Below are 23,063 nucleotides of genomic sequence, written 5' to 3'. Positions count from 1 at the left end.
GCCGACCGGCCGCAGCGCCGCCGTCCGCCGCCATGGCGCCCCCGCCGCGCAACGCCTCCGGCGAGCCCGTCGTCGACCCGGGCATCGTGCGCATACTCAAGGATCGCGCCGCCGAGGAACTGCACGAGGTGGACAAGCGCACGCCCGGCATGACCGTCGCCGATCGCGAGCAGCGCGGGCGCGCGATCGTGGCCCAGGTCGTCGCCGAGTGGGCCGACATCACCGCGCGCGAGCGGGGCATCTCGACCACGCCGGCCGAGGATCGGGCGATGGCCCGGGCCGTGTGGGACTGGCTGTTCCGCGCCGGGCCGTTGGAGCGATACCTGACCGACCCGGCCGTGGAGAACATCCTGGTCAACGGCTTCGAGACGGTATGGGTCGACTACGCCGACCGGCCGCGCGTCCAGGTACCGCCGTTGACGTCCTCGGACGAGGAACTGCGGGAACTGCTGCGCGACCTGGCCCGGCGACACGGCAGCGGCGAGCGCACGCTGTCGACGTCCCAGCCGACGCTGGCCCTGAGACTGCCCGACGGCTCCCGCCTCCAGGCCATCACCGAGGTCACCCCACACACGTACGTGACGATCCGCCGACACCGCGTGCGCGACGTGAAGTTGGCCGACCTGATCGGCCTGGGCACGCTCGACCGGACCCTGGCCGCCTTCCTGGGCTCACTCGTTCGCGCCAAGAAGAACCTGATCATCTGCGGAACACAGGGCGTCGGAAAGACCTCGTTGCTGCGCGCGCTGTCCCACGAGATCCCGCGCGACGAACGCATAGGCACCTTCGAAACCGAACTGGAGTTGTTCCTGCACGAGTTGGGGCACCTGCGCCAGGTCGTCGCGATCGAGGCCCGGGAGGGCAACGGCGAGAAGGGCGCCGACGGCAGGTCGGCGGGCGAACTGACGATCGGTGAGCTGATCCCCTCCGCGCTGCGCATGTCGCTGTCTCGGATGATCGTGGGCGAGGTCCGTTCCAGCGAGATCGTGCCGATGCTACGCGTGATGACCAACGGCGAAGGCGGCTCGATGTGCACGCTTCACGTGCGCGAGCCGGACATGATCTTCGACCGGATCGCCGAACTGTGCCTGGAGTACGGCGCGCACATGAGCCCCGAACTCGCCTACCGCCTCGCGTCCAACGCGGTCGACTACGTCGTGTTCGTGCGGATGATCGACGAAACGGCCATCGGCGGCAAACGACACCGGTTCGTCTCGCACGTCCTGGAGGTCACCGGCATGGGCGAGCACCGACGCCCGGCGATCAACACCATCTTCGCGCCGACCAACGACGACCCACGCGGCGTCGCTCGGATGTACCCCTCCGACATGGCCGACCTGATGCGCGCCGGCTTCAGCCCGCACCTGCTCGACGAGCCGCACGGATGGCGCCCGTTGAAGCTCAAGCTCCACCAGGCGGGGTGACCTGATGGGTGACGCACTTCTCGTCGCGGTGTGCGGATGCATGCTGATCGGTGGCCTGGTGGGAGTGGTCGTCGGCATCGTCGGCACCTACGACGACCCGACGCCGAAGCCGCCCGGACGCCTGGACATGGCACTCCAGCGGATGAAGTCGGGCCCGGTGACAGCCCGTCAGCGCACAGTGCGGCGCGCGCGGTGGACGGTGGGCGGCATCGCCGCCGCCCTGGTGTGGCTGTTCAGCGGATTCATGATGGCGGGCCTGCTGGCACTCGTGGCGATCGTCGGCCTGCCGTGGCTGCTGGCGCCGACGAAGAGCGACCGGAGCCTGATCGACCGGCTCGACGCACTCGCCGAATGGACCCGGCGGATCGCCGACCTGATCGAACTGGGCGCCGGACTGGAGAACGCGATCGTCACGTCACGGGCCACCTGCCCCGCGATCATCGAACCGTACGTGGGCGACCTGGTCAGTCGACTCCAGTCGCGCTGGCGTCCCGACGAGGCCCTGCGCGCCTTCGCCGCCGAGTTGGGCGACGCGACAGCGGACAAGATCGCCGCCGCGCTGATCCTGCGCTCCGAGGATCGCGGGCCCGGACTGGCCAACGCGCTCAAGGACTTGGCGACCACGGTGCGCGAAGAGGTCCGGCAACGCCGGGCGATCGAGTCGGACCGCGCCGGGGCACGGATGGCGGTGCGGTGGATCACCTACCTCACCCTGGGCATGATCTCGCTGGTCATCGTGATCAACCGGGACTACGCCGAGCCCTACCACTCCGCCGTCGGGCAACTGGTGCTGCTGCTCATGGCCCTCGCGTACGTCGGCACGCTGATGTGGATGCGCGGACTGGCCGCCGACAAGGTCAACCCCCGTTTCCTGGTGTCCGATCCGCGCAGCGTGGTCAAGCAGGCCAAGAGCGTCGACGAGCAGCTTGCCGAGCCCGATCCGGGGACGCCGCGGCCCGCGGTGCTGCGCAAGGAGTGGACATGATTCCTCCCGTGATGATCGTGACCGGCTGCCTGGCCGGTGGCGGGATCGCCCTGCTCGTCCGCGAACTGTGGCCCGCGCCGCCCGACTTGGGCCAGGCGCTGCACCGGCTTTCGGGAAGTCCCAAGCGGCGCACCGAGCAGACCGGAAACCGCTACGACGATCGGATCGTGTCGTTCGCACAGCGCATCCCCGGCGCCAAGATCCCGCACCGCGAACTGGACCTCGTGGGCGAGACCGTCGCGCACTTCATGCGCACCAAGGTCATGCTCGCCCTGATGGGGCTCCTGCTGCCCGCGTTGCTGTCCGCCGTGCTCGTGATCACCGGCGTCGGAGTGAGCTTCTACATCCCGCTCGCGGTCTCGCTGCTCACCGCGCTCGGGCTGTGGATCGTCCCCGACTTCGCGCTGCGCGATCAGGCGAAGGCGGCCCGGATCGAGTTCCAACACGCTGCGGCGGCGTACCTGGACCTGGTCGCGTTGGAGCGGTCGGGTGATGCCGGGCCCGCCGAGGCGCTGGACCGGGCCGCGATGGTCGGGGAAGGGTGGGCGTTCCTGCGGATCCGTGACGCGCTCGCGCGCGCACGCGTCGCGGGCATCGATCCCTGGGCCGGCCTGCACGACCTGGCCCGCGATCTCGACCTGCCCGAACTCGCCGACGTGGCCGACATCATCGAGATGGCGGGTACCGAAGGCGCCGCCGTCTACGGCACGTTGCGCGCCCGATCCCAGTCGCTGCGTACCGAACTCCTCGCCAACGAGCACGAAGCGGCGAACAAGGACTCCGAGCGTTTGACCGTTCCGGGAACCATGCTCGTGGTGATCATGGGGATCACCCTGGGCTATCCCGCGATCGCACGAATGATGTCGTTTTAAGGAAATGCGATCGATGACCCGAGCCTGCTCCCGCACCATCCTGCGTACGTCCCCGATCCGTGTACCGGAAGGAAGCCCGGTTATGAGGAACGGAAAATCCACGACCGCGTTCGTGGATACCGTGGAATCGAAGATCCAGGCCATCACGCCCTCCAGTCTGGCGTTTGTCCTCATGCTCACCGGTGGTGTCACCGCCCGCTACCGCCGGCTGCGCAAAGAGCGCGACCACGGGGCGGTGAGCATCGAGGCCGCGATCATCATGGCGGTGCTGATCGCCGCGGCCGTGGCCATCGCGGCTGTGGTGATCACGCTGTGGAACCACTATCAGGGCCAGTTGGAGAAGTCCGACAACAACTACAAGGGCCCCGGGGGCGACAACCCCAGAGGAAACGGCAGCACCGCCGGATAGGCGGCGGCCCACCGATGCGCGTCACGGGGATGAAAGCCGCGATCCGGAATCGCCTGAAAAGATCGGGCGGGCCGGATCGCGGCGGCATGTCCATCAGCATGGCGATCGTCTTCCCGGTCTTCATGTTGATGTTGTTGGCGGTGATTCAAGGCTGCCTGTGGTGGTACGCCAGGGAGGCGGCACTGCACGCCGCGAAGGAGGGCGTGGAGGCGGGGCGCACCACCACGGACAAGGGCCCGTACGGTCCCGAGGAACAGGCGCGGAAGCTGGCGGCGAGCCTTGGGGGCGGCACGCTGCGAGACGTGTCGGTGACCAGCGAGGTGACCAGGACCCCGCCGAACGGCCAACAGGCCCAGGCGGATGCCTGGATAAAGGTGAGCGTCAAGGGCACGTCGTTGTCGATCGTGCCCGGTCTCCCGGAGATCACGGTCGTACAGCACGCGAGTGGGCCGATGGAACGTTGGACCGTTCCGAACCGATGAGGGTGGGCGATGAGGCGGTGGTGGGGGCTCCCGCGAGGGGACGATGGGGCGTTCCCTTTGGAGGCGGCGATTCTGACGCCGGTCGTCATCTTGTTCCTGTGCCTGGTCATCGCGTTCGGGCGGACCACGCTGGCGGGTAACGCGGTGGATTCCGCGGCGAAGGAGGCGGCGCGTGAGGCTTCGATCACGCGGGATCCGAGGGATGCGACGGCGCTCAAGGCATCGGCACTGAAGGCGGCCACGAAGTCGCTCGACCAGGACGGGCTGAGTTGCAGGCCGCTCGACGTGGCCGCCACGTATCACGCGTTGAAAATCGACGCGTTGGGCAATGTTGATCTGGGGAAAGTCGAAGTCACCGTGAGTTGCGTCGTTTCGTTGTCCGGAGTCGCTTTCCCGGGCACACCCGGATCGAAGACGATGACAGGACGGTTCTCATCCGTCGTCGACCGCTACCGGGAAAGGGGCTGACGTGGCGTCAACAGTCCGTCCGCGCAACGATCCCGGTGATCGGGGCAGCCTCAGCGTGATGGTGGCGATCATGATGACCGCGATCATCCTGCTGATCGGCCTCACCGTCGACGGCGGCGGCAAGATGCGGGCCGATGCCAAGGCGCACGACTACGCGCAGGAGGCTGCGCGGGCCGGAGGACAGGCGATCGACGTCAGTAGGGCGATCCCCGGCGAGGCCATCATCGTGCCGAAGGCCGATGCCGACCGTGCCGCGCGGCGATATCTCGCCGGCACTCCCGTCCGACAGGACAGCATCGATGTCGACGTCGTCGACAACGGGCGCACCATCGAGGTGAGTCTCACCCTCGAATACAAGACTGTGGTCGCCGCCTTCTTCGGCGCCGACACGATTTCCGTACAAGGCCATGCCCGTGCCGGGCTCGTCCATGGGATCCGAAACCCGGAGGACGCACCGTGACCGTTACCCAAGGCCCTCGACCCGGCTCCGGTCCCGGTCCCCGGGCGCACGCGCGGGGCCGCGACGTGCGCAGGAAGCGTCGCGGACCCGGCCGCTTCCTGTTCGACCTCGTGCGCGGCCTGCTCAGCCTCGCCGTGCTGCTCGCGTTGCTCGTCGGCCTGCCCGCGATGCTCGTGGTGGCCACGACGACGCTGTTGCCGCACCGGTTACCGGCACTGGGCGAGGTGAGCAAGGTCCTGACCGCGCCCGACGACGGGACCGGGTTCATCGCCGCGCTCGCGATCGTCGCGTGGATCGCGTGGTTGTGCTTCGCGATCTCGGTCGTGGTCGAAATCCCGGCGCAGGTAAGGGGGATGTCCGCGCCGCGCATCCGCGGGCTCGGCTGGAGCCAGAAGGCGGCCGGCGCCCTCGTCGGTGGCATCCTGTTGCTGCTGCCGGCCGGTACCGCCCTGGCGGCGGGGACCACCGAGGCGCACGCCGAGACCGCGCGACCGCAGACCGTGGTGACCGCGCCCACTCAGGTGGTGGAACATCAGATCCCGGTCCGGGTCCACGAACCCGCGCCGGCAGCCGGCCCCACCCACACGGTCCAGCGCGGGGATTCGCTGTGGACCATCGCCGAGGAACGCCTCGGTGACGGCAAACGCTGGAACGAGATCGCCAAGCTCAACGAGGGCAAGCCGATGGCGGACGGTTCGACGTTCCGCTCGGCGGACTACGTCGAGGTCGGCTGGGTGCTCGCGTTGCCGCCGAACGCCTCGCCGCCGGCGGAGGTCAAGGACGCGCACGTGCCTGCGACCGGGCCCGCATCCGCGCCTGGGGCTTCGCCCGGCGATCAGGCGGGGGAGAAGAAGGCCTTGCCGAAGACCGTCACGGTCAAACCCGGGGACACGCTTTCGGACATCGCGGAGGAACTGCTCGGGGACGGGGACCGCTATCCCGAGATCTTCGCCGCGAACAAGGACGCGCCGCAGTCGAGTGGCGTGACGCTGACCGATCCCAACGCGATCGAGCCCGGGTGGACGCTCGCGATCCCGGGTGGACAGGATCCGGCGGAGACCGGGGCGCAGCCGCCGGCGCAGGTTCCTGGTGGTGCGCAGGTGCCTGGTCCGGCGCAGATTCCCGCTCCTGCGCAGGTTCCCGCTCCTGCACAGCAACAGCCGCCGGTGACGCCGCCTGAGCAGCAGCCGCCTGTACAGCAGGCGCCTGTACAGCAGGCGCCTGTGCAGCCGCCGCCGGCTCAACAGCAACCGGCTCAACAGCAACCGGCTCAACAGCAACCGGCTCAACAGCCGCCGGTGCAACAGCAACCGGCCCAGTTGCCGAAGGACGTTCCGACGCCGCCGTGGACCGCCAAGCAGGACGCGCCGAACGGGTTGGCGACGCCGCCCGACACCGCGGGCCGAAGCGGGAGCGACCAGGCTGCCCCGGCCGGGACCGAGGCCAAGGCCCCCGACCCTGGCAGCGACGACAGTTCGCTGCCCGTGGGCGTGATCGCACTCGGCGCGGTGGGTGCCGCAGCGGTGCTCGGAGCACTGCTCGTACGGCGTCGGCTCCAGCAGTCGGTTCGCCGGGACGGGCGCCGCATCGCGATGCCCGCGCCCGCCGCCGCCGACCTCGAACAGCAGCTGCGCGCCACCGAAACGCCGGACGCGCTCGACCTGTTCGACCGGACCCTGCGCACGTTGTGCGCGCGCATGTCCGACACAGGCCGGACGCTGCCGTTGATCGACTCCGTGCAACTGACCGACCGCCGCCTGGAATTGCACCTGGCCGCCCCGTCGCCGCCGCTCTACCCGTTCGAGGCCGTCGACGGCGACCACATGCACTGGACGTGCCCGGCCGACGCCGAGTTGCTGCACACGAGCGCGGCGGCCAACGTACCGGCGCCGTATCCGGCCCTTGCCGTACTCGGTGAGACGGACGACGGTCGGCAGTTGCTCGTCGACCTCGAATCGCTCGGCGTGGTCGGGTTGACCGACGGCTCCGGCGAGGACAACCTGGCCGTGCTTCGGGCGCTTTCGGTGGAGCTGCTGTCCAACGTTTGGAGCGACGACCTGTGCGTGACGGTCGTCGGATTCGGGCGCGAACTGCGTGATGTCGAGCGCGAGGGCCGGCAGCAACTGCGCTACGCCTACTCGCTCGACGAGGCGCTGAGCCGGTTGAACACGTGGTCCGACGAGGTCGTGGGCCTGCTCGACGACGCGAAGCTCACCTCGCCGCGCCAGGCCAGGACGAAGGGCATCCTGCCCGACACGTGGCCGCCGGAGATCGTGTTGTCCCTGGAGCCGCTGACCGAGGCGCACATAGGACACATCCAGCGACTCACCAACACCTACCCGCGCGCAGCCGCCGCGATCGTGGCGCCCGTGCACGCCGAACCGTGGCTCAGCGGTCTCGGCGTGACCCGACTGCCCACGGTGCCGGGCGTGGTGACGCCCAGTCGGATCAACGCCGACGTACACGTGCAGCGCTTGGAGGACCCGCAGTACCAGGCGCTGGTGAGCATGTTCACGGTGTCCAAGGACCTCGACGGAGTGCCGGCCGACGATGTGCTGATCCCGAGTCAGCGACCGGTGCACGAGCCGGCGCCGGCGCACGTGGGTGGCGGGACGATGTCCTCCGCCGCGTGGTCGGCGGTCGGCGGGATGGAGCGCCCGGCCCGGATGGCGGGCGGCACGGCGGTCGATACCGAACCCGACCCGATGGCGAAGCAGTCGGGGTACTCGCAGCATTCGGAGCACTCGGGGCACTCGCAGCACTCGGGGCACTATCAACCGGACCCGACCGATCCGGAGCCGGACGAGCGGGGGTTCGGCGCGAACGGCGGGTACGAACCGCCGTTCGGATCCGGCGGCCGACCGATCGGTCGATCGGGTGGGGCCGGTGTGTCGGGTGCGCCCGGGATGCCCGGTGCACCCGGTGGGTCGGGTGGCGGATCCGGTGGGTTCGGTTCCTGGGGGGCCGCCGCATTCCCTGCCGTCGGCGTGCCGTTGGCGCCGCCGGAACGGATCGAACGCGGGGGGGCTTCGCAGGACACCGGGTCGTTGCCGCTGCCGCGTTTCCCGGAAGAACCGCAGGGCTACGGCGACGGTGCGGGAAACGGCGAAGGCCGCGACCACGAACCACAGTTGTTCCAGGGCGCCGGCGCGAATCCGGCGACCGAGTCGGGAGTAGGGCCCGGGTCGGGCCGGACCGAGTCCGCGCCCGGCGAATCGGCGCACGCCGAACCGGCCTATGGGGAGCCGACGTACGCCGAACCGGCGTATGGGGACCCGACGTACGGCGAGCCGGCGTATGGGGAGTCGGTTCGGGAAGAGCCGGCCCACGAGGAACGGGCCGACGAGGAGCGGGTGTACGGGGAACCGGCACCCGAGGGGCCGGCACCGGAGGAACCGGCGTACGGCGAACCGCGTGATGAAGACTCGCCCTACGGAGAACAGGTCGACGACGGCCCGGCGGCCGCCACCGACGGGCAGCCGCCCGGGGGTGGTTCACACCCGGGGGAGCCCTCCGACGGCGCTCGGGACGAGGCCGGACCGTACGACGTCGATTCGCACGAACGCGGTGCCTACAGCGGCGGTCCGTACGAAGGCGGTCCATACGGAGGTGGCCCGTACGACGGTGGCCCATACGAAGGCGGCCCGTACGACGGTGCTTTGTACGGGGAGCAACCGGGCCTGGAAAGCCCGTACGGAGAGCCCGCACGTCCCGAACCGGCGCACACGGCACGGCCGGACGCGGGTGCCCCGGCGGAGATCCAGTCGTATGACGAACTGCCGTATGCGCAAGAGCCGTACGGGGAACCGTCATATGGCGGTGAACCGTCCGTGGCGGCATCCTTCGGGGAGTCGTCGTTCGGGGAATCGTCCTCGAGCGAGCCGGCTTTCGCACATCCAGGCTTCGGGACACCGGCGCCCGGAGAGCAGAGCCACGGCGAAACGGCGGTCGGAGAGCCGGCCTTCGTGCACCCGGTTCTCGGTGAACCGGGCACGCCGCAGCCCGAGTTCGTCGAGGGTCGGACGGCCGAAGACGGACCGGATCGGGAGGCCGTGCACGACGAAGCAGTACTCCAAGGGGTGGGCGATCCCGAGGACGACCACCCGTACGCACCCGCCGGTGGCGCCGGGCACCCGGCGGAGCCGGTGACGGCCGCCGAGGCCCCGGACGAGGGAACAGCAGTGCCGATCGACGCTCGGAGCACCACCGAAGAACAGGCTCCGCCGTGGGACGTCCCCGACGACCCCGAAGGCACCTACGAGGTTTACGGTTCGCGCCCGACGCTCGGCGCCGAAGGGCATCGAGGGGCTCGGATCGACGTTCCGATCGGCGCCCCTGTCCAGGTTCTGGGACCGGACGACGAAGTCGACCTGGTGCAGGGCGGGGAACGAGCCAGAGTGGCCGAATCGGCCGTCCGGGGCCTCGAGATGCCCTCGGCCGAGTACTGGGGCGCGCCGGGCCAAGTCCAAGAGGGCCTGACGGCCGAGGATTCCGGGATGTTCCTCGTGGTGGCGCCCGAGACCGAGACGGTCCCGGTCGTCGACGCCCCCGAGGTCGGGTCGACCTGGGACGTCGCGCCGCCCGTCGCGGCCGCGACGGTCGAGACGCCGTCCGTAACGGGTGCGCCCGCGGAGGGATTCGCCCCCACCTATCCGGAGATTCGGATATTGGGCCAAGTCGACCTGATCGGCGTCGGCGAGGAGGTCGAGCACGGCCGCCGCGCGCGGCTGACCGAGTTGGCCGCGTGGATCGCCCTGCACCCCGGCGGCGCGGTACGCGAACTGGACGCGGCCGTCTGGCCGTTGGGTGTGACCGCGACCGCACGCAACTCGGCGATCAGCCAGTTGCGGCGGTGGGTGGGTACGAACCAGGACGGTACGAGCCACCTGCCGGCCGCAGTCGGCGGCGAAGGCTACCGGTTCGCGACCGGCTTCGCCTGCGACTGGTTCCGCTTTCGCGATCTGGTCGCGGTGGGGTTGTACGGCAATCACGATGTGGCCCTGGACTACGCGCGGGCACTCGACATCGTGCGCGACGCGCCGTTCGACGGGGTCGGTCCGCGCCGCTATGTGTGGGCCGAGCCGTTCCGGCAGCAGATGATCGCCGAGATCGTCGATGTCGCGGCTCGGCTCGCGGACTACCACCTGGACAACCACGACCCGCAGGCCGCGAAGCGAGCGTGCTCGGTCGGGCTCGTGGTGTGCCCGGAATCGCAGATGCTCTACCGCACGATGTTCCGAGCGACGCACATAACGGGTGATCGCGCGGAACTGGACTACTACGTGGATCGCCTGGACGGCCTGTTGGCGGGCCTGGGCGCCGAACCGGAGCCGCTCACCGTCGAGTTGCTGCGCGATCTGCTCGACGACTGACGGCCGATCGACCGCGCGTGCGGTGGCGGGTGCGTACTCACGCGCCCGTCACCGCGAGCACGAGTACGGCGGCGCCGAGGAGGAACGGGCCGAACGGGACCACGCTGCCGCGCGTGGCCCGGCGGGCGACGGCCAGCCCGATCGCGTACACACCCACGCACACATACGCGATCACCATCGCCTGAACGAGCGCCGCCCACGACACCCAGCCGAGCACCATCCCGACCGGACCGGCGGCCTTGGCGTCGCCGAGACCGATCCCGCCGACGAACAGCGCAAGCAGGAAGTGCCCGACGAACATCGCGGCCGCCGCGATCAACGCGCGGACGTACGCCGCGCCGTCCAGTGGAATTGCCAACAGCGCCGCCAGCAACGGATATGCGGGCAACGTCAGCGGATCCGGTAGCCGGGTGAGCCGTACGTCGCACACCACGAGCGCCGCCGCGAGCAACGCGAACACCAACAGCGCGGGCAGTACCGCGTGTACGCCCACGCGCCAGACGAACAGACCCGCGCCGACCGCGAAGCCGGCACCGATGACGACCCGATCGCGGCGCAGCACGCCGGCGGTGTCCTCGTCGAGATGGATCGGAGATATCCGCACGGCATCGGATCCTGTCAGACGGGTGACCGCCGCGCGATCGGTCGCGTGCGGATCGGTTCGTGGGGCGGCGACGCATCGTCACCTCGATATCCAGATATCTAGATCGAGTCTCGGGGACGGATGGCACGCGCGGCGAACACGGATCCGGTACGCCGACCTCGGCAGCAAGCGGGGCGGTGGGCGCGGTGTCGGGGACCGGTGGGCCGTGTGGCGACGCGTCAGCGTGCTCGAAGGTCGGCCGTGGGGCCGAGCAGGTCGTCGACACAGCCGGGCACGAGGCGGTCCAGGGCGGCCTGGGGCGCGGCGTAGCGGCCCGAGTTCAGGCCCCAGTCGTAGTTGCCTCGGATCCAGTTGCGCATGCCCTCGACGCTCATCTCCACGGCCGTACGGTCGGGGCCGCCCAGGCCCAACTCCTCGCAGATCTGCGGCATATAGGCCTGGAGCGTCATGAACGTGTCGAGCTGCTCGTAGGTCATCCGGGTCGCCTCGCGCACGGCGATGTCGCGCGAGCAGCCGAGGCGGTGGCGCAGGACGACGACGAGGTTGTGCGGATCGCCGCGGCGTTCCGCGCGCTCGAAGGAGTGGATGTCGTTCATGTAGGCGATGGTGTCGGTGGCCGCCTCGCGCAGGCGCCGCATGAGCGGATGCGCCTGTATCTGGGCGGGGACCTCGAATCGACGGCTGCGCTCGATCGCGTCGAGCGAGTGCGGGATGCCGATGGTGTTGCGGCGCATGACGCGGTACACGTCGAGATCGGGCACCTCGCCGGACGCGCTCGCTCGGACCTCGGTGGCGTGTGCGGCCAGGAACCGGGCCCAGTTCGCCGCGAAGCGGTTCTGCCACATGACGGACGTGCCGTCGCACATCCACGCCCACACCTCGGCCCACGCGAGGGTGATCGGGGAGGTGATGTCGGGCGGGGTGCCGGGTTCGCGGAACGGGATGGTGATCAGCTCGCGCGCGATCTCCGCTACCCGATCCGGGTGTTCGGGGGCGGCCACGTCGAACTGGTAGTTGACCAGGAAGGCCAGGGAGAACCAGTTCATCAGCATGTACTGGTCGTCGGCGGCGGCGTAGGGGTAGGTGCGGGCGACCGCTTGGGGGAGGTCCCAGGCCGCGTACTCGCGCATCCCTTCGTCGGTGGTCACGAAACCGCGGTCGCGGACCCAGTCGAGATGGCGCGATCGTCCGCATTTCAGGAACGGGCTGACCGGAGCCTCGAACGGAATCGCGAACAGCACATCCTGCGGCACGTGGTCTCCCCACCCGTTGCGTGATCACCGTTATGCCGCATCTACGGCGCCCGCGCAAGATCCGGGGGGCGGTGCGGAGGGGGTGGCGCGCAATGGGTGGCGAATCGAGGGAGTCGGGGAGGGGGCTCAAGTGGGCCCGAAGGCGAAGAAAATCCGAGAGCACCGAACTGCAATGCGAGCAGTGCTCTCGGTTGCGAGCGGTGTCCTCACACTGCGCTCCGGGGTGAATCGGCCGGTTGTATCGGCCGGTTGAACGAAATCGTCGAGGGGGACACCCGTCGAACTTGCGAGCAGTGCTCTCGCCTGCGAGCGGTGCCCTCGATCCCGCTTGCGAGCGGTGCTCTCGCTCTGGCTTGTGAGCAGCGCTCTCGCTTGTGAGCGGCGCTCTCGCATACGAGCCGTGCTCTCGTTGCTGAACGCTTGGTGTTTTTGATCGTGAGCGATGCCCTTGCTGAAGCGGGCAGTCTTTCTTGTAAGCGGTGCTCTCGATTGTGAGCAATGCTCTCGGACGTGAGTGGCGATCTTGAAGATGAGCAATGCTCTTTATTGTGAGCACTGCTCACATCTGTGGTGCCGCAGTTCCGCTCCCGACCGTGAGCAGCGCTCTATTCCATGAGCAGTGCTCTTGGTTGCGAGCAATGCCCACCTAGATCAGTGCCCACAACCGAGATCAGTGCCCACAACCTAGATCAGTGCTCTCATTGTGCGGGGCTCCGAGAACGCTACGGCGGGATGCGCCTCGACCGGTGTTGCCGCCCCCGCCGAGAGCGTCAGGCTGCGATGTGAACGGTGCTCTCGTTGGTGAGCAGTGCTTTGAGATCGTGCGCGGCCGCGCGCCCCGCGCGGTTGGCGCCGATGGTGCTGGCCGACGGGCCGTAGCCGACCAGGTGGATCCGAGGATCTTTCGCAACGTGCGTCCCGTCCATCCGGATGCCGCCGCCGGGCTCCCGCAGGTTGAGCGGCGCCAGATGACGCAAGGCCGCGCGAAATCCGGTGGCCCACAAGATCGCGTCGGAGCGTACCGAACCACCGTCAGCCCACTCGACCCCGTCAACCGTGATCCGATCGAACATCGGCAACCGCGTCAGCACCCCCCGCTCCCGCGCCGCCCGTACCGCCGCCGTCGGCGGCAACCCCGTCACCCCCACCACACTCTCCGGCGGCAGCCCGGCCCGCACCCGCTCCTCGACCCTCGCCACCGCCGCCCGCCCGTCGTCGGAGGTGAACCCGTCCTCGCGGAACACCGGCGCCCGCCGAGTCACCCACGTCGTCGTGCCCACCTCGGCGATCTCCGCCAGCGCGTGAACGGCCGAGGTGCCCCCGCCGACCACGACCACGTGACGGCCCGCGAACTCGGCCGGCCCCCGATACTCCACCGTGTGCAGCTGCCGGCCGTGGAAGGCGGCGGCGCCGGGGAAGTACGGCACGAAGGGATGCCCCCACGTCCCGGTCGCGTTGATCAGCGCGCGGGCGGTCCACGTACCGCCGTCCGTCTCGATCGTGAGCAGCCCACCGGGCGCGATCGAGCGCACGGCGGCCACACGCACCGGACGCACCACGTGGAGGTCGAACGCCCGCTCGTACGCGGCGAAGTACTCGGGAAGCGCCTCGAACGCCGGCCGCGCGGGATCGACGGCCGGAACGGCCATACCCGGAAGCTCGTGGATCCCGTGTACGGCCTCCATCAGCAGGGTCGGCCAACGATGTTGCCACGCCCCACCCGGCGCCTCGTCGGCGTCGAGCACGACGAACGACAGCCCGGACCGCCGCAGGTGGTACGCCGCCGACAGACCCGCCTGACCCGCACCGATCACGACCACGTCCAGCATTTCGCCCCGGCGCCCGTCGCCCACCGGGCGGCCGCCCGCTTCGAACCGCTCGAAACCGCTCACGCGGGCAAGAACCGACGCCCACCGGAGATCCTTCCCGGTTCAGCCCGTGGCGCCGGCCACTGCGGTCAGCCCGACCATCTGCCCCGCGACCGCCACCGCCGCGAGCCACTGCCGTACCGCCCGCAGCCCCACCCTCGGAAGCGTCACCGACAGCGTCACGAGCAGCAACGCCAGCAGACTCGTACCGAACGCGATCAACGAGTCGTCGACGCTCTCGGTCGCCGGCGCCCCGCACCCCCACTGCCGTACGCAGTCGTCGGTCGCCTGCCAATAGCCCGCGATGACGACCACGAAGTCGACGAGCACCACGAGAACCGTGCAGACGAACAACCCCCACGCGACCAACGCAGCCCGAAGCTCGCGCGCGTTCGGTTCCTCGGCGCCGTTCAAGGGTCCGACCCCAGGAGCCGCCCGAGCTGCTCCTGACAACGATCGAGTCTGGCCTGAAGCAACGTCACCTCGGCGACGAGCCGCGGCACGACGTCGCGTTCGCCCAGCACGTACGGGCTCGCGTCAGCGGTCACCGGTACGCCGGCGAGCCGCGCGTACGCCCCGAACGAAAGCCCGATCCGCCCGGCCGCGCACGACAGGCAACAGCCGGTCAACGCCCGCCGCCCGGTCATCCCCGCGCCCGCGTCGACCAGCAATTCGGCGGGATTCCCGCACGCGCACGCGCCGACCCGTACGGCGGTGACCCGCTGGCGGCTGTAGCGCAGGCCGCGTTGGTAGCGGATGTACGACCCGAGAACGTCCACCGTCAGCAGCGCCGCGAAGCGGTACTCGGTCACACACAACAAGTCCCGCGCCTCGGCCTCGGACCCCAGGCAATAGAACCCGCAGTCGCACCGCGGCGCCGGCGACGCGTGCCGCCGGCCGTACGCGCACCGCGCGTCGTCCTCGACGCCGTACGTCTGCCCGCGCCCGATGGACACCCCGGCGAAGCCGGCCCGGTCCCCGCCGGCGGACAGCAACAACGTCGCGATCTTGTACCCGACGGGCGCGACCCTCGGCCGCTCCTCGGGCAGCCGCCGCCCGATCATCGCCGGGCGACCCCCGGCGAGACCTCCGCCACGGCAGGCAGGCCGTCCGCGCCCGTCTCCCGCGCCCCGGCCCCGCTTTCCATGCCCTGCACGGCCCCCGAGTCCCGCTCGGGCTCGAACGACGCCGTCACCACCCGCTGCTCCTCGACCACCCCGGTCGCAAGCGGCTTGCCGAGCTTCATACGATTCCCCTCCCACGTCGACGCCTCGCGGAAAGGTTCACCCTCCCAAGGCCCACCCACACCCACCCGCCCCCACGACCTGCGCACAGCACCCGCGAAACACCATCGAGATCCGGCCAAACCAACCAACGGGTAACCATGTCGCAAAGCCCTCCCGAACCTTGCTATCCTTGCAACGCACGCGGGACGCAAGCCCCGCGACCACTCGTCCGGGTGGCGGAATTGGCAGACGCGCTAGCTTGAGGTGCTAGTGCCCGAAAGGGCTTGGGGGTTCAAGTCCCCCCTCGGACACACAGCTGGTGGGTCGTCTCTGAGACGGCCTGAGATGGACTGACGAATCCCGTTTCGGCCGTTGAGGTCGGGCGGGATTTCGGGGTTTCGGGGCGTATTCGTTCTGGTCTGCGTGGTCGATGGGGTGTCGCGGCACAGCCCCTGTTGGTGTGGGCATGTCGAAGCGCCCCGTGGCCAGGGGCGCTCGGTTCGTGGTGTGGCTGGTCGATGGCCGACGCGGCGGCGCGCCAGGGCGTCGGAGCGCGCTGCGACGGGTGGGGGCGGTCGCGTCGGGGGCAGTCGACGCGGGGTCGGGGATCGGCGGCCTGTCACCGGAAACGCACCGAGCCACGCTCGTCGGGGCCCTGACGGCGGTGCAGCCTGAAGCGCTCGCGGGCGGTGATCGCGGCGTCGAGAGACAACAGCCGCCTGCGCGGCGATCCCGCGCATCGTGCGGTGGGCGACCCGCCTCCGCAGTCACCGGAACCGGTCCGTTGCACCGTGCGGGTTGTGGCAGGTGGCACTCGGGCTCTCGGCACGTTCTCCGGATCGTGTGAGCCGATCCTGCGCTCGCCGATCCTGCGCTTGCCGAACCTGCGCTTGCGACCCCGCGTCGAGTGAGTCCGTGCCGGGTGGGACATCGAGCTCGACGCCCGGGCAGCGGACCGGGGAGGATGTCGGCGGAGTCTGCGACGGTGTCGCGCAGACCGGCAACCGGCCCGGGGGAAGCACATGCACGCCAAGGAAACCACGTTCGCCGCGCTCGTCCAGGGTGAGAAGCAGTTCCAGGTCCCGCTGTACCAGCGGACGTACTCCTGGACGGAGAAGGAACTGCGGCCGTTGTGGAGCGATGTCCTGGAGCAGGCGCAGCTGTTGGCCGACGGATCAACCGGCGCAACGCACTTCCTCGGCTCCGTGGTGTTGGCACCCTCCCCGCAGACCGCCGCGTCGTTCACCCGATGGTTGGTGGTCGACGGCCAACAGCGACTGACCACCCTCTCCCTCGCGCTGATGGCCGTCCGCGACCACGTGGCCGCCGCAGAGCCGATGCAGCGTGAACGCCTCAACGACGTCTATCTGATCAACAAGTACAAGAACGGTGACGCGCGGCTGCGCCTGCTGCCCACCCAGGCGGACCGTGACACGTACGCACAGCACGTGCACGCGACCCACAACGGGGGCGGGAGTGACCGTATCGCCGCCGCCTACAGATTCTTCCGACAGGAACTTCTCAAGATCGCGGACGTCGGTGATCCCTACGACGTCGCACTTGTCGAGCAGGCCGTCACCACCCGGCTCACCCTGGTCGAGATCAGCGCGGACAAGGCCGACAACGTCCACCGCATCTTCGAATCCCTGAACAACACCGGCCTCAAGTTGAGCCAGGCCGACCTCTTGCGCAACTACTTGTTCATGCGGTTGCCGACCCGCGACGAAAACGTGTACGCCACGCACTGGCTTCCGCTTCAACAGCAGTTGACCAACGCCCAACTCGAACAGCTGATGTGGCTGCAGCTTGTCCTGGACGGCGACGACCAGGTACGCCTCCAAGACATCTACGCCGCCCAACAGGCACGGTTCGATGTGATCGGCACCGACGAGGCCACCGTCGAGGCGTATGTCGTCGAACTCCACCGCCGCGCCGGACACCTGGTCCGCATCCTCAACCCCGACCAGGAGCAGGACGCCCGCGTCCGCGACCACCTTCACCGGCTCCAGGACTGGCAAGGGACCACCACCTACCCGGTGCTCATGGCCCTGTTCGACCAGCACACGACCGGAGAACTCTCCGACGACGACCTGGTCCTCGCCCTCTCGTACATCGAGAGCTTCCTGGTCCGGCGCACCCTGTGCCGCATTCCCACCAACAACCTGGTGCGCATCTTCCAGGCCGTTCCCGCGCAGTTGCCCGCACGAGTACCGATCGTCAGTGGTCTGCACCGGGTTCTCTCCGCCACCAAGCGGTTCTGGCCCACCGACGAAGACCTGCGCGAGGCGATCCGCACCAAGCCGTTCTACCTGCAAAGTCGCGGCATCCAGCGCAAGATCGTGCTGCGCCGACTGGAGGAGAGCCTGGGTCACCCCGAACCGGTCGACTTTGCCAAAGCCGACCTCACCATCGAGCACGTCCTCCCGCAGAGCCCCGGCGAGGACTGGCTCGCCCTCCTCGCCAAAGGCGCCGCCGACGGCGAATCGGCCGAGGACGTACACAGTCGTCTGGTCCACACCCTGGGCAATCTCACCCTGACGGGGCAGAACGCCCAACTGTCCAACCATCCCTTCCAGCGCAAGCAGGACCTGCTCGCCGGCAGCCACCTGGCGATGAACCAGCGCATCGCCGCCGCGGAAACCTGGGGGGCTGCGGATATCCTCGCCCGCGCAGACGAACTCGCCGGTCGTGCCGTTCGGCTGTGGCCTGCGCCGCTGCCGGGTGTGGAGCGAGTCGAGCGTGGACGTGACTGGGACCTTCTCCACCAAGCCCTCGCCGCCATGCCGGACGGCACCTGGACCACGTACCGCGATCTCGCCACCCTGATCGGCTCTCACGCGGTCCCCGTCGGGCGACACCTCGCCGATTCGGTGGGCCTGGTCAATGCCCACCGCGCGCTCAGCGCTCCCGGCCGCATCTCGGAGGGCTTCCGCTGGAGCCCGGGGCACGACCGCGGCGATGTCCGCACCGTCTTGGAATCCGAAGGCGTCCACTTCACCGAGGGAGGCTTGGCCGAGCCGACTCAGCGGCTCACCACCGGCGACCTCGCCACCCTCATCGGTCTCGCCGATTACCCGGACGCCCCCGCGGTCCCTCCGACCGTGCCCGTCGGCGGGGAGGCCCGGTGGAACCGCTTTCTCGCTCAACTCACCGAACACAACGCCCCCGACGAGGCCGACGCGGTTCGTAGTCTGCTCGACCACTGGGCCGACCTCGGCGGGATCCGGGAGTTCGGCGCCGGCGCCACCGTCACCAGCTGCTTCCTGACCCTCGAACGCCCCGGCGACAAGAGCATCTGGCCGCTGGCCGTCTATCCGACCTACGGCGGGAGCGGCTACGTCGAGGTGGTCTTCCAGTACCTGGCCGTCCGGGCTCCCTTCGACGACCCCGCCCTGCGCAGCGAGCTCCGTACCCGCCTCAACCGGCTCGACGGCGTGGACATCCCCGTGGGCAAGCTCGCGCTCCGCCCCAGCTTTCCCATGGCCGTCCTCGGCGACCCCGACAACCTGAGCAGGCTCCGGGACACGCTGAGCTGGTTCGCGGACATCGCATCCGGGACCGACACCGCCGCCGGGTGAGCGGCGTGAGCGCCTTGACCACCGCTGGGTGACGGCAAGCCGCACGGGGCGAACCCGTCGATCGTCGACCGAAAACGCGCTCATCCGGGTCCGAAAGGGACGGGGTCCACACGTGCGGGACGGCGAGAAGTGTCGCGCTCAGAAAGTGGGCCAGTTGGGGGTTTTGTTCATTTCGATGGCCTGGAGTTTGGCGATCACGGTCGCGTCCTGGGCGTCGAGCCAGTCGGTCAGTTGCCGGAACGAGACGCAGCGGACGCCGTCTTGTTTGCAGACGGTTTTGACGGTTTGTTCGACGGCGTTCATGTAGATGCCGCCGTTCCAGCGCTCGAAGTGGTTGCCGATGATCAGTGGGGCGCGATTGCCGTTGTACACGCGGTTGAAGCCGCCGATCAGCATGTCGGTCGCCTGCTTCTCCCAGGTCGCGAAGTTGGCGCTGTCGTCTGTGCTTTTGCCGCCCGACTGCTGGTACATGATGTTGTAGTCCATCGACAGTTGGGTGCCGCCGCCCGGGAAGGGCAGCGACTGGAGCGGCATGTCCCACAGGCCGTTGTCCTTCTTGGGCCAGACCTGGTTCCCGCCCTTGCCGGAGGAGTCGTAGCGCCAGCCGAACTCCTTGGCGGCCCGGACCAGCGGGCCGCCTTCCAGGCACGGTGCGCGGCCGCCGACGAGTTCCTTGCGGTAGTCGAAGGGGAACGGTGCCAGGTCGGTGTAGCCGGTGTTCGTGCGCCAGTTCTCGACGAACGAGTACGACTGCTCGATCTCGCTCTTCCAGTCCGCCACGCTCCACTTGTCGCCGCCCTTGGCGCCGCAGAAGTGGCCGTTGAAGTGGGTGCCGATCTCGTGGCCGTCGAGCCACGCCTTGCGTACCTGATCGATCGTCAGCCGGACGTTCTCGTCCTTGAGGTAGCCGATGTCGGACGCGCCCACCGAGTGCAGCGGGGGTCGGTACGCCGCCTTCTTTGCCTCCGGCAGCACGTAGATGCCGGACAGGAAGAACGTCATCTTGGCGTTGTTGTCCGCGGCGACTCGGCGGAAGCGCTCGAACAGGTTGATGCCCACCTGTTCGCCGGCGCCGTCCCACGAGAAGACCACGAACTGCGGGGGCTTCTCGCCCGGCTTGAGCTTGTCGATCGCGGGTTGGTGAGGCTGCGCGCCCGTGTCGGAGGTGGAGCCGTCGCCGATCAGGCGTACCGGCGCCGCCGCGGCCCCGACGCCGGCCTCGACCGCGCCGGGGCCTGCTCTTCCCGGGCCGCCCGCGGCTTTCTCCTTGGGCATCGCCGCGCTGCCTCGATCCCCGTGGTCACGAGCGAACAGTACGAAGCCGATGGCCGCGAGTACCGCCACGACGACCACCGCCGTGGCCATCCGAAAACGAAGCATGCGCATCCTCATCTCGTGCCGATCGGGCCTCGACCCGGCCTATCTCGCCTACGTTGCGCGGGGCTTCGCGTCGCGTGGCCCTGCGTTGCGTTGCGTTGTGCGGTCCTGCGTTGCGCGGCCCTGCGTTGCGCGGCCCTGCGTTGCGCGGCAGGCCCCCCGGCCGGGGGATCGGGTCCGGCTCCGAGGTGCGCACTCGCTCACGATAAGTAGTCGATCACGTCAAAGGCTGCAAATCGCCCACTTTGGGCCTGTCGTGAGAGGCGACGAGGCGGTGGCGAGGCGGTGGCGAGGCGGCGGCGAACCTTGGTCCGAGTGAGTGGTTGGGGTGACATGGGGTTGTCATATGTATACATACAGTTGCCATGACGTGAAATCCCCGTAATGTCATAAAAGTGACATTTCCTCACCGTCGAGGCGTGCTCCGCATCCTGGCCCGAGCCGCCGCCCTCGGAGTCGCCTGCGCGGCGTCGGGGGCGTGTGCCGACACCGGGGGCCCGCCGAAGGTCGACCGGGCGAACACGCCGGACGCGGCGCCCACCCCCGCGGCCGCGCCCGGCGCCGCACCACCGGCATCAGCCGCCGTGCCACCCGCACTTGCACCGCTGCCCGCCGACCTTCCGTTCCAGGTCGGCACGGGGCCCACCGGCCGAGCGCAGGTGGCGTTGACGTTTCACGGGCAGGGCAGCCCGGACATCGCGACCGCGCTGCTGACCCTGTTGGAGGCGGCGGACGCCCGCGTCACCGTCCTCGCGGTCGGCACATGGCTGGACGAGCAGCCGCACCTGGCCCGCCGCATCCTGTCCGGCGGCCACGAGTTGGGCAACCACACCATGAACCACGGCGACATCTCGTCGATGACGGCCGATCAGGCGTACGCGGAGATCACCCGGTGCGCCGACCGACTGGTCCGCCTCACCGGCTCGGCGGGTCGCTGGTTCCGGCCGTCCCGAGCCCGGGACTGCACCCCCGTGGTCGCCACCCAGGCTCGTCGCGCCGGATACGCGCACGCCTTGGGGTACGACGTCGACTCGCTGGACTACACCCGACCCGGAGCCCGCGCCGTCAGCCGCAGCGTCCTCGACGCGGTCCGGCCCGGCTCCGTGGTGAGCCTGCACTTCGGATACCCGGACACCGTTGCCGCCCTGCCCACCATCCTCGACGGATTGCAGACCAGAGGACTGCGCGCCGTCACGACGTCGGAGCTCGTCAGCTGATGACCAATCTTCTTCCTGCCGCCCGTCGCAGCCGCCTCCGGCTGTCCGCCCTGCTCGCCGGTTGTTGCCTTCTCGGACCCGTCGCGTGCGGGTCCGACACGGACGGCGAGGCCGCCCCGCCACCGTCCGCGACCGCCGCTCCCGCGCAGGTGCCCGCGGTGCCCGCCGTCGAGCCGGCAGTGGCCCCCAAGGCCGCCAACGACCTGCCCGGGATGCCGCCGCTGCTCGACCCGAACGACCTGTACGCAGCCGATCGGCCCAATCAACTGTCCGACACGGTAAAGGGTTTCCCCTCCCGGGTGTACGTGCCCAACACCGAGTCCGACACGGTGAGCGTGATCGACCCGACCACCTACAAGGTCGTCGAAACCATCAAGGTCGGCGACCAACCGCAGCACGTCGTACCGTCGTGGGATCTCAAGACCCTGTGGATCAACAACGACCTCGGCGACAGCCTCACCCCGCTCGACCCGGCCACCGGAAAGACCGGCCCCACGGTGTCGGTGGAGGACCCGTACAACCTCTACTTCACGCCCGACGGCAAGTACTCGGTCGTGATGGCCTCGATGGATCGGCAACTGGTGTTCCGCGACGCGCACACCATGGCCGTGGTCAAGGCCGTGCCGGCCCAGTGCGCCGGTGTCAACCACGCCGACTTCTCGCCCGACGGCAAGTACTTCATCGTCTCGTGCGAGTTCTCCGGGGAGTTGCTCAAGGTCGACACCGCCTCGATGACCGTACTGGCCAAGCAGAAGATCCCGCGGGGCCACTCGATGCCCCAGGACGTCAAGATCTCGCCCGACGGTCGCACGTGGTACATCGCCGACATGATGGCCGACGGCCTGTGGGTGCTCAACGGTGACACGTTCGAGACGCCCACCCTGCTGCCGACCGGCCAGGGAGCGCACGGCCTGTACGTCAGTCGCGACTCCAAGAGTCTGTACATCTCCAACCGCGACGAGGGCTCGGTGTCGGTGCTCGACTTCGCGACCGGCAAGTTGGTCGCGAAGTGGCATATTCCGGGAGGCGGCAGCCCGGACATGGGCGGTGTCTCCGCCGACGGCAAGGTGCTGTGGCTCAGCGGCCGTTACCACGGCGAGGTGTACGCGATCGACACCGCCGACGGCCGGTTGCTCGCCCGGATCAAGGTCGGCGTGGGACCGCACGGGCTGTGCGTGTATCCGCAGCCGGGCCGCTACTCGCTCGGCCACACCGGCATCTTCCGTTGACCGGGCGATCGTCTCGGGGAGACCGGACCGCGCGAACGTGTCGGGGTGACCCGGCCGGGCGATCGTCTCGGTTCACCGGACCGGGTGATCGTCCAGCGACCACCCTCCTTCGCAGGGATACCCGTTCGAAAGGGATTGGCGAGTGTGAATACGAAGTGGTCGATCTCGGGCCGGGCCGGGCGGTTCGCCGCGGTCGTGATGCTGGGCGGATGGGTGGCCGTCGGCTCGTGCGCAGCCCC

The 23,063-nt window shown here is 69.3% G+C and carries 18 protein-coding genes and 1 tRNA gene; 12 read left to right on the top strand and 7 right to left on the bottom strand.

Going from position 1 to position 23,063, the window contains the following annotated elements; translation table 11 throughout:
* The 8 genes from GT354_RS47725 to GT354_RS47690 form a co-directional block, all read left to right on the top strand.
* Positions 1-1,424: CpaF/VirB11 family protein (locus GT354_RS47725; protein ID WP_202513110.1), on the top strand; the 1,424-nt coding region annotated here is incomplete at its 5' end.
* Positions 1,425-1,428: 4 nt separating this feature from the next.
* Positions 1,429-2,409: a type II secretion system F family protein gene (locus GT354_RS47720; protein ID WP_161364080.1), complete on the top strand. Its 981-nt coding sequence runs from the start codon at positions 1,429-1,431 to the stop codon at positions 2,407-2,409.
* Complete coding sequence (locus GT354_RS47715) at positions 2,406-3,281, top strand: hypothetical protein (protein ID WP_202513109.1); 876 nt, start codon at positions 2,406-2,408, stop codon at positions 3,279-3,281. Before GT354_RS47720 ends, GT354_RS47715 begins: the two co-directional genes overlap by 4 nt.
* Positions 3,282-3,363: 82 nt before the next feature.
* The gene (locus tag GT354_RS47710; protein ID WP_161364077.1) at positions 3,364-3,690 is read left to right on the top strand and encodes a hypothetical protein; all 327 of its coding nucleotides are present in this window, start codon (positions 3,364-3,366) and stop codon (positions 3,688-3,690) included.
* An 86-nt stretch (positions 3,691-3,776) separates the two neighbouring features.
* Complete coding sequence (locus GT354_RS47705; RefSeq protein WP_161364075.1) at positions 3,777-4,172, top strand: TadE family protein; 396 nt, start codon at positions 3,777-3,779, stop codon at positions 4,170-4,172.
* Between the two features lie 57 nt (positions 4,173-4,229).
* Positions 4,230-4,640 carry a TadE family protein gene (locus GT354_RS47700; RefSeq protein ID WP_237536171.1) on the top strand — a complete coding sequence of 137 codons (411 nt, stop codon included), beginning with the start codon at positions 4,230-4,232 and terminating at the stop codon, positions 4,638-4,640.
* Position 4,641: 1 nt separating this feature from the next.
* Entirely contained in the window at positions 4,642-5,100 is a 459-nt protein-coding gene (locus GT354_RS47695; protein WP_161364071.1) for a Tad domain-containing protein, read from the top strand.
* A 65-nt stretch (positions 5,101-5,165) separates the two neighbouring features.
* A complete protein-coding gene (locus GT354_RS47690) occupies positions 5,166-10,472 on the top strand; it encodes a LysM peptidoglycan-binding domain-containing protein (RefSeq protein WP_161364068.1) in 5,307 nt (1,768 codons plus the stop codon).
* Positions 10,473-10,509: 37 nt separating this feature from the next.
* Here GT354_RS47690 and GT354_RS47685 read toward each other — a convergent pair whose 3' ends face one another.
* The 6 genes from GT354_RS47685 to GT354_RS47660 form a co-directional block, all read right to left on the bottom strand.
* On the bottom strand, positions 10,510-11,076 hold the full coding sequence (locus GT354_RS47685; RefSeq protein ID WP_161364066.1) for a prepilin peptidase: 567 nt from the start codon (positions 11,074-11,076) through the stop codon (positions 10,510-10,512).
* A 218-nt stretch (positions 11,077-11,294) separates the two neighbouring features.
* The gene (locus tag GT354_RS47680; RefSeq protein WP_161364064.1) at positions 11,295-12,329 is read right to left on the bottom strand and encodes a terpene cyclase; all 1,035 of its coding nucleotides are present in this window, start codon (positions 12,327-12,329) and stop codon (positions 11,295-11,297) included.
* Positions 12,330-13,099: 770 nt separating this feature from the next.
* Positions 13,100-14,158 (bottom strand): FAD-dependent oxidoreductase, encoded by a 1,059-nt coding sequence (locus GT354_RS47675; RefSeq protein WP_161364084.1) that lies wholly within the window; start codon positions 14,156-14,158, stop codon positions 13,100-13,102.
* Between the two features lie 102 nt (positions 14,159-14,260).
* Entirely contained in the window at positions 14,261-14,611 is a 351-nt protein-coding gene (locus GT354_RS47670) for a hypothetical protein (RefSeq protein ID WP_161364062.1), read from the bottom strand.
* A complete protein-coding gene (locus tag GT354_RS47665; protein ID WP_161364059.1) occupies positions 14,608-15,261 on the bottom strand; it encodes a hypothetical protein in 654 nt (217 codons plus the stop codon). Before GT354_RS47665 ends, GT354_RS47670 begins: the two co-directional genes overlap by 4 nt.
* Complete coding sequence (locus GT354_RS47660) at positions 15,258-15,443, bottom strand: hypothetical protein (protein ID WP_161364058.1); 186 nt, start codon at positions 15,441-15,443, stop codon at positions 15,258-15,260. Before GT354_RS47660 ends, GT354_RS47665 begins: the two co-directional genes overlap by 4 nt.
* A 207-nt stretch (positions 15,444-15,650) precedes the next feature.
* Between GT354_RS47660 and GT354_RS47655 the strand changes: the two genes are divergently transcribed.
* Both GT354_RS47655 and GT354_RS47650 read left to right on the top strand, forming a co-directional pair.
* Positions 15,651-15,734 (top strand) — tRNA-Leu (locus GT354_RS47655).
* Between the two features lie 711 nt (positions 15,735-16,445).
* Positions 16,446-19,001, top strand: coding sequence for a DUF262 domain-containing protein (locus GT354_RS47650; RefSeq protein ID WP_161364056.1), 2,556 nt, complete (start codon positions 16,446-16,448; stop codon positions 18,999-19,001).
* A 138-nt stretch (positions 19,002-19,139) separates the two neighbouring features.
* Here the strand turns inward: GT354_RS47650 and GT354_RS47645 are convergent, their stop codons facing one another.
* The gene (locus GT354_RS47645; RefSeq protein ID WP_161364053.1) at positions 19,140-20,381 is read right to left on the bottom strand and encodes a hypothetical protein; all 1,242 of its coding nucleotides are present in this window, start codon (positions 20,379-20,381) and stop codon (positions 19,140-19,142) included.
* A gap of 416 nt (positions 20,382-20,797) precedes the next feature.
* Here GT354_RS47645 and GT354_RS47640 point away from each other — a divergent pair, with 416 nt between their 5' ends.
* Both GT354_RS47640 and GT354_RS47635 read left to right on the top strand, forming a co-directional pair.
* Positions 20,798-21,595, top strand: coding sequence for a polysaccharide deacetylase family protein (locus GT354_RS47640; protein WP_346012506.1), 798 nt, complete (start codon positions 20,798-20,800; stop codon positions 21,593-21,595).
* Positions 21,596-21,807: 212 nt separating this feature from the next.
* Positions 21,808-22,824 (top strand): YncE family protein, encoded by a 1,017-nt coding sequence (locus GT354_RS47635; RefSeq protein ID WP_161364082.1) that lies wholly within the window; start codon positions 21,808-21,810, stop codon positions 22,822-22,824.
* The last annotated feature ends 239 nt before the right edge of the window (positions 22,825-23,063 follow it).

The organism is Streptomyces sp. SID3343, from assembly GCF_009865215.1.
Classification (GTDB): domain Bacteria; phylum Actinomycetota; class Actinomycetes; order Streptomycetales; family Streptomycetaceae; genus Embleya.
Note: the sequence above shows the minus strand (reverse complement) of the source record. Positions and strands in the feature narration are given on the sequence as shown.

What these genes read in the sequence shown, in the direction of transcription:
- GT354_RS47720 (WP_161364080.1), top strand. Translation starts at nt 1,429, where the DNA reads ATGGGTGACGCACTTCTCGTCGCGGTGTGCGGATGCATGCTGATCGGT.
- GT354_RS47715 (WP_202513109.1), top strand. Translation starts at nt 2,406, where the DNA reads ATGATTCCTCCCGTGATGATCGTGACCGGCTGCCTGGCCGGTGGCGGG.
- GT354_RS47710 (WP_161364077.1), top strand. Translation starts at nt 3,364, where the DNA reads ATGAGGAACGGAAAATCCACGACCGCGTTCGTGGATACCGTGGAATCG.
- GT354_RS47705 (WP_161364075.1), top strand. Translation starts at nt 3,777, where the DNA reads ATGTCCATCAGCATGGCGATCGTCTTCCCGGTCTTCATGTTGATGTTG.
- GT354_RS47675 (WP_161364084.1), bottom strand. Translation starts at nt 14,158, where the DNA reads ATGCTGGACGTGGTCGTGATCGGTGCGGGTCAGGCGGGTCTGTCGGCG.
- GT354_RS47665 (WP_161364059.1), bottom strand. Translation starts at nt 15,261, where the DNA reads ATGATCGGGCGGCGGCTGCCCGAGGAGCGGCCGAGGGTCGCGCCCGTC.
- GT354_RS47660 (WP_161364058.1), bottom strand. Translation starts at nt 15,443, where the DNA reads ATGAAGCTCGGCAAGCCGCTTGCGACCGGGGTGGTCGAGGAGCAGCGG.
- GT354_RS47650 (WP_161364056.1), top strand. Translation starts at nt 16,446, where the DNA reads ATGCACGCCAAGGAAACCACGTTCGCCGCGCTCGTCCAGGGTGAGAAG.
- GT354_RS47645 (WP_161364053.1), bottom strand. Translation starts at nt 20,381, where the DNA reads ATGCTTCGTTTTCGGATGGCCACGGCGGTGGTCGTCGTGGCGGTACTC.
- GT354_RS47635 (WP_161364082.1), top strand. Translation starts at nt 21,808, where the DNA reads ATGCCGCCGCTGCTCGACCCGAACGACCTGTACGCAGCCGATCGGCCC.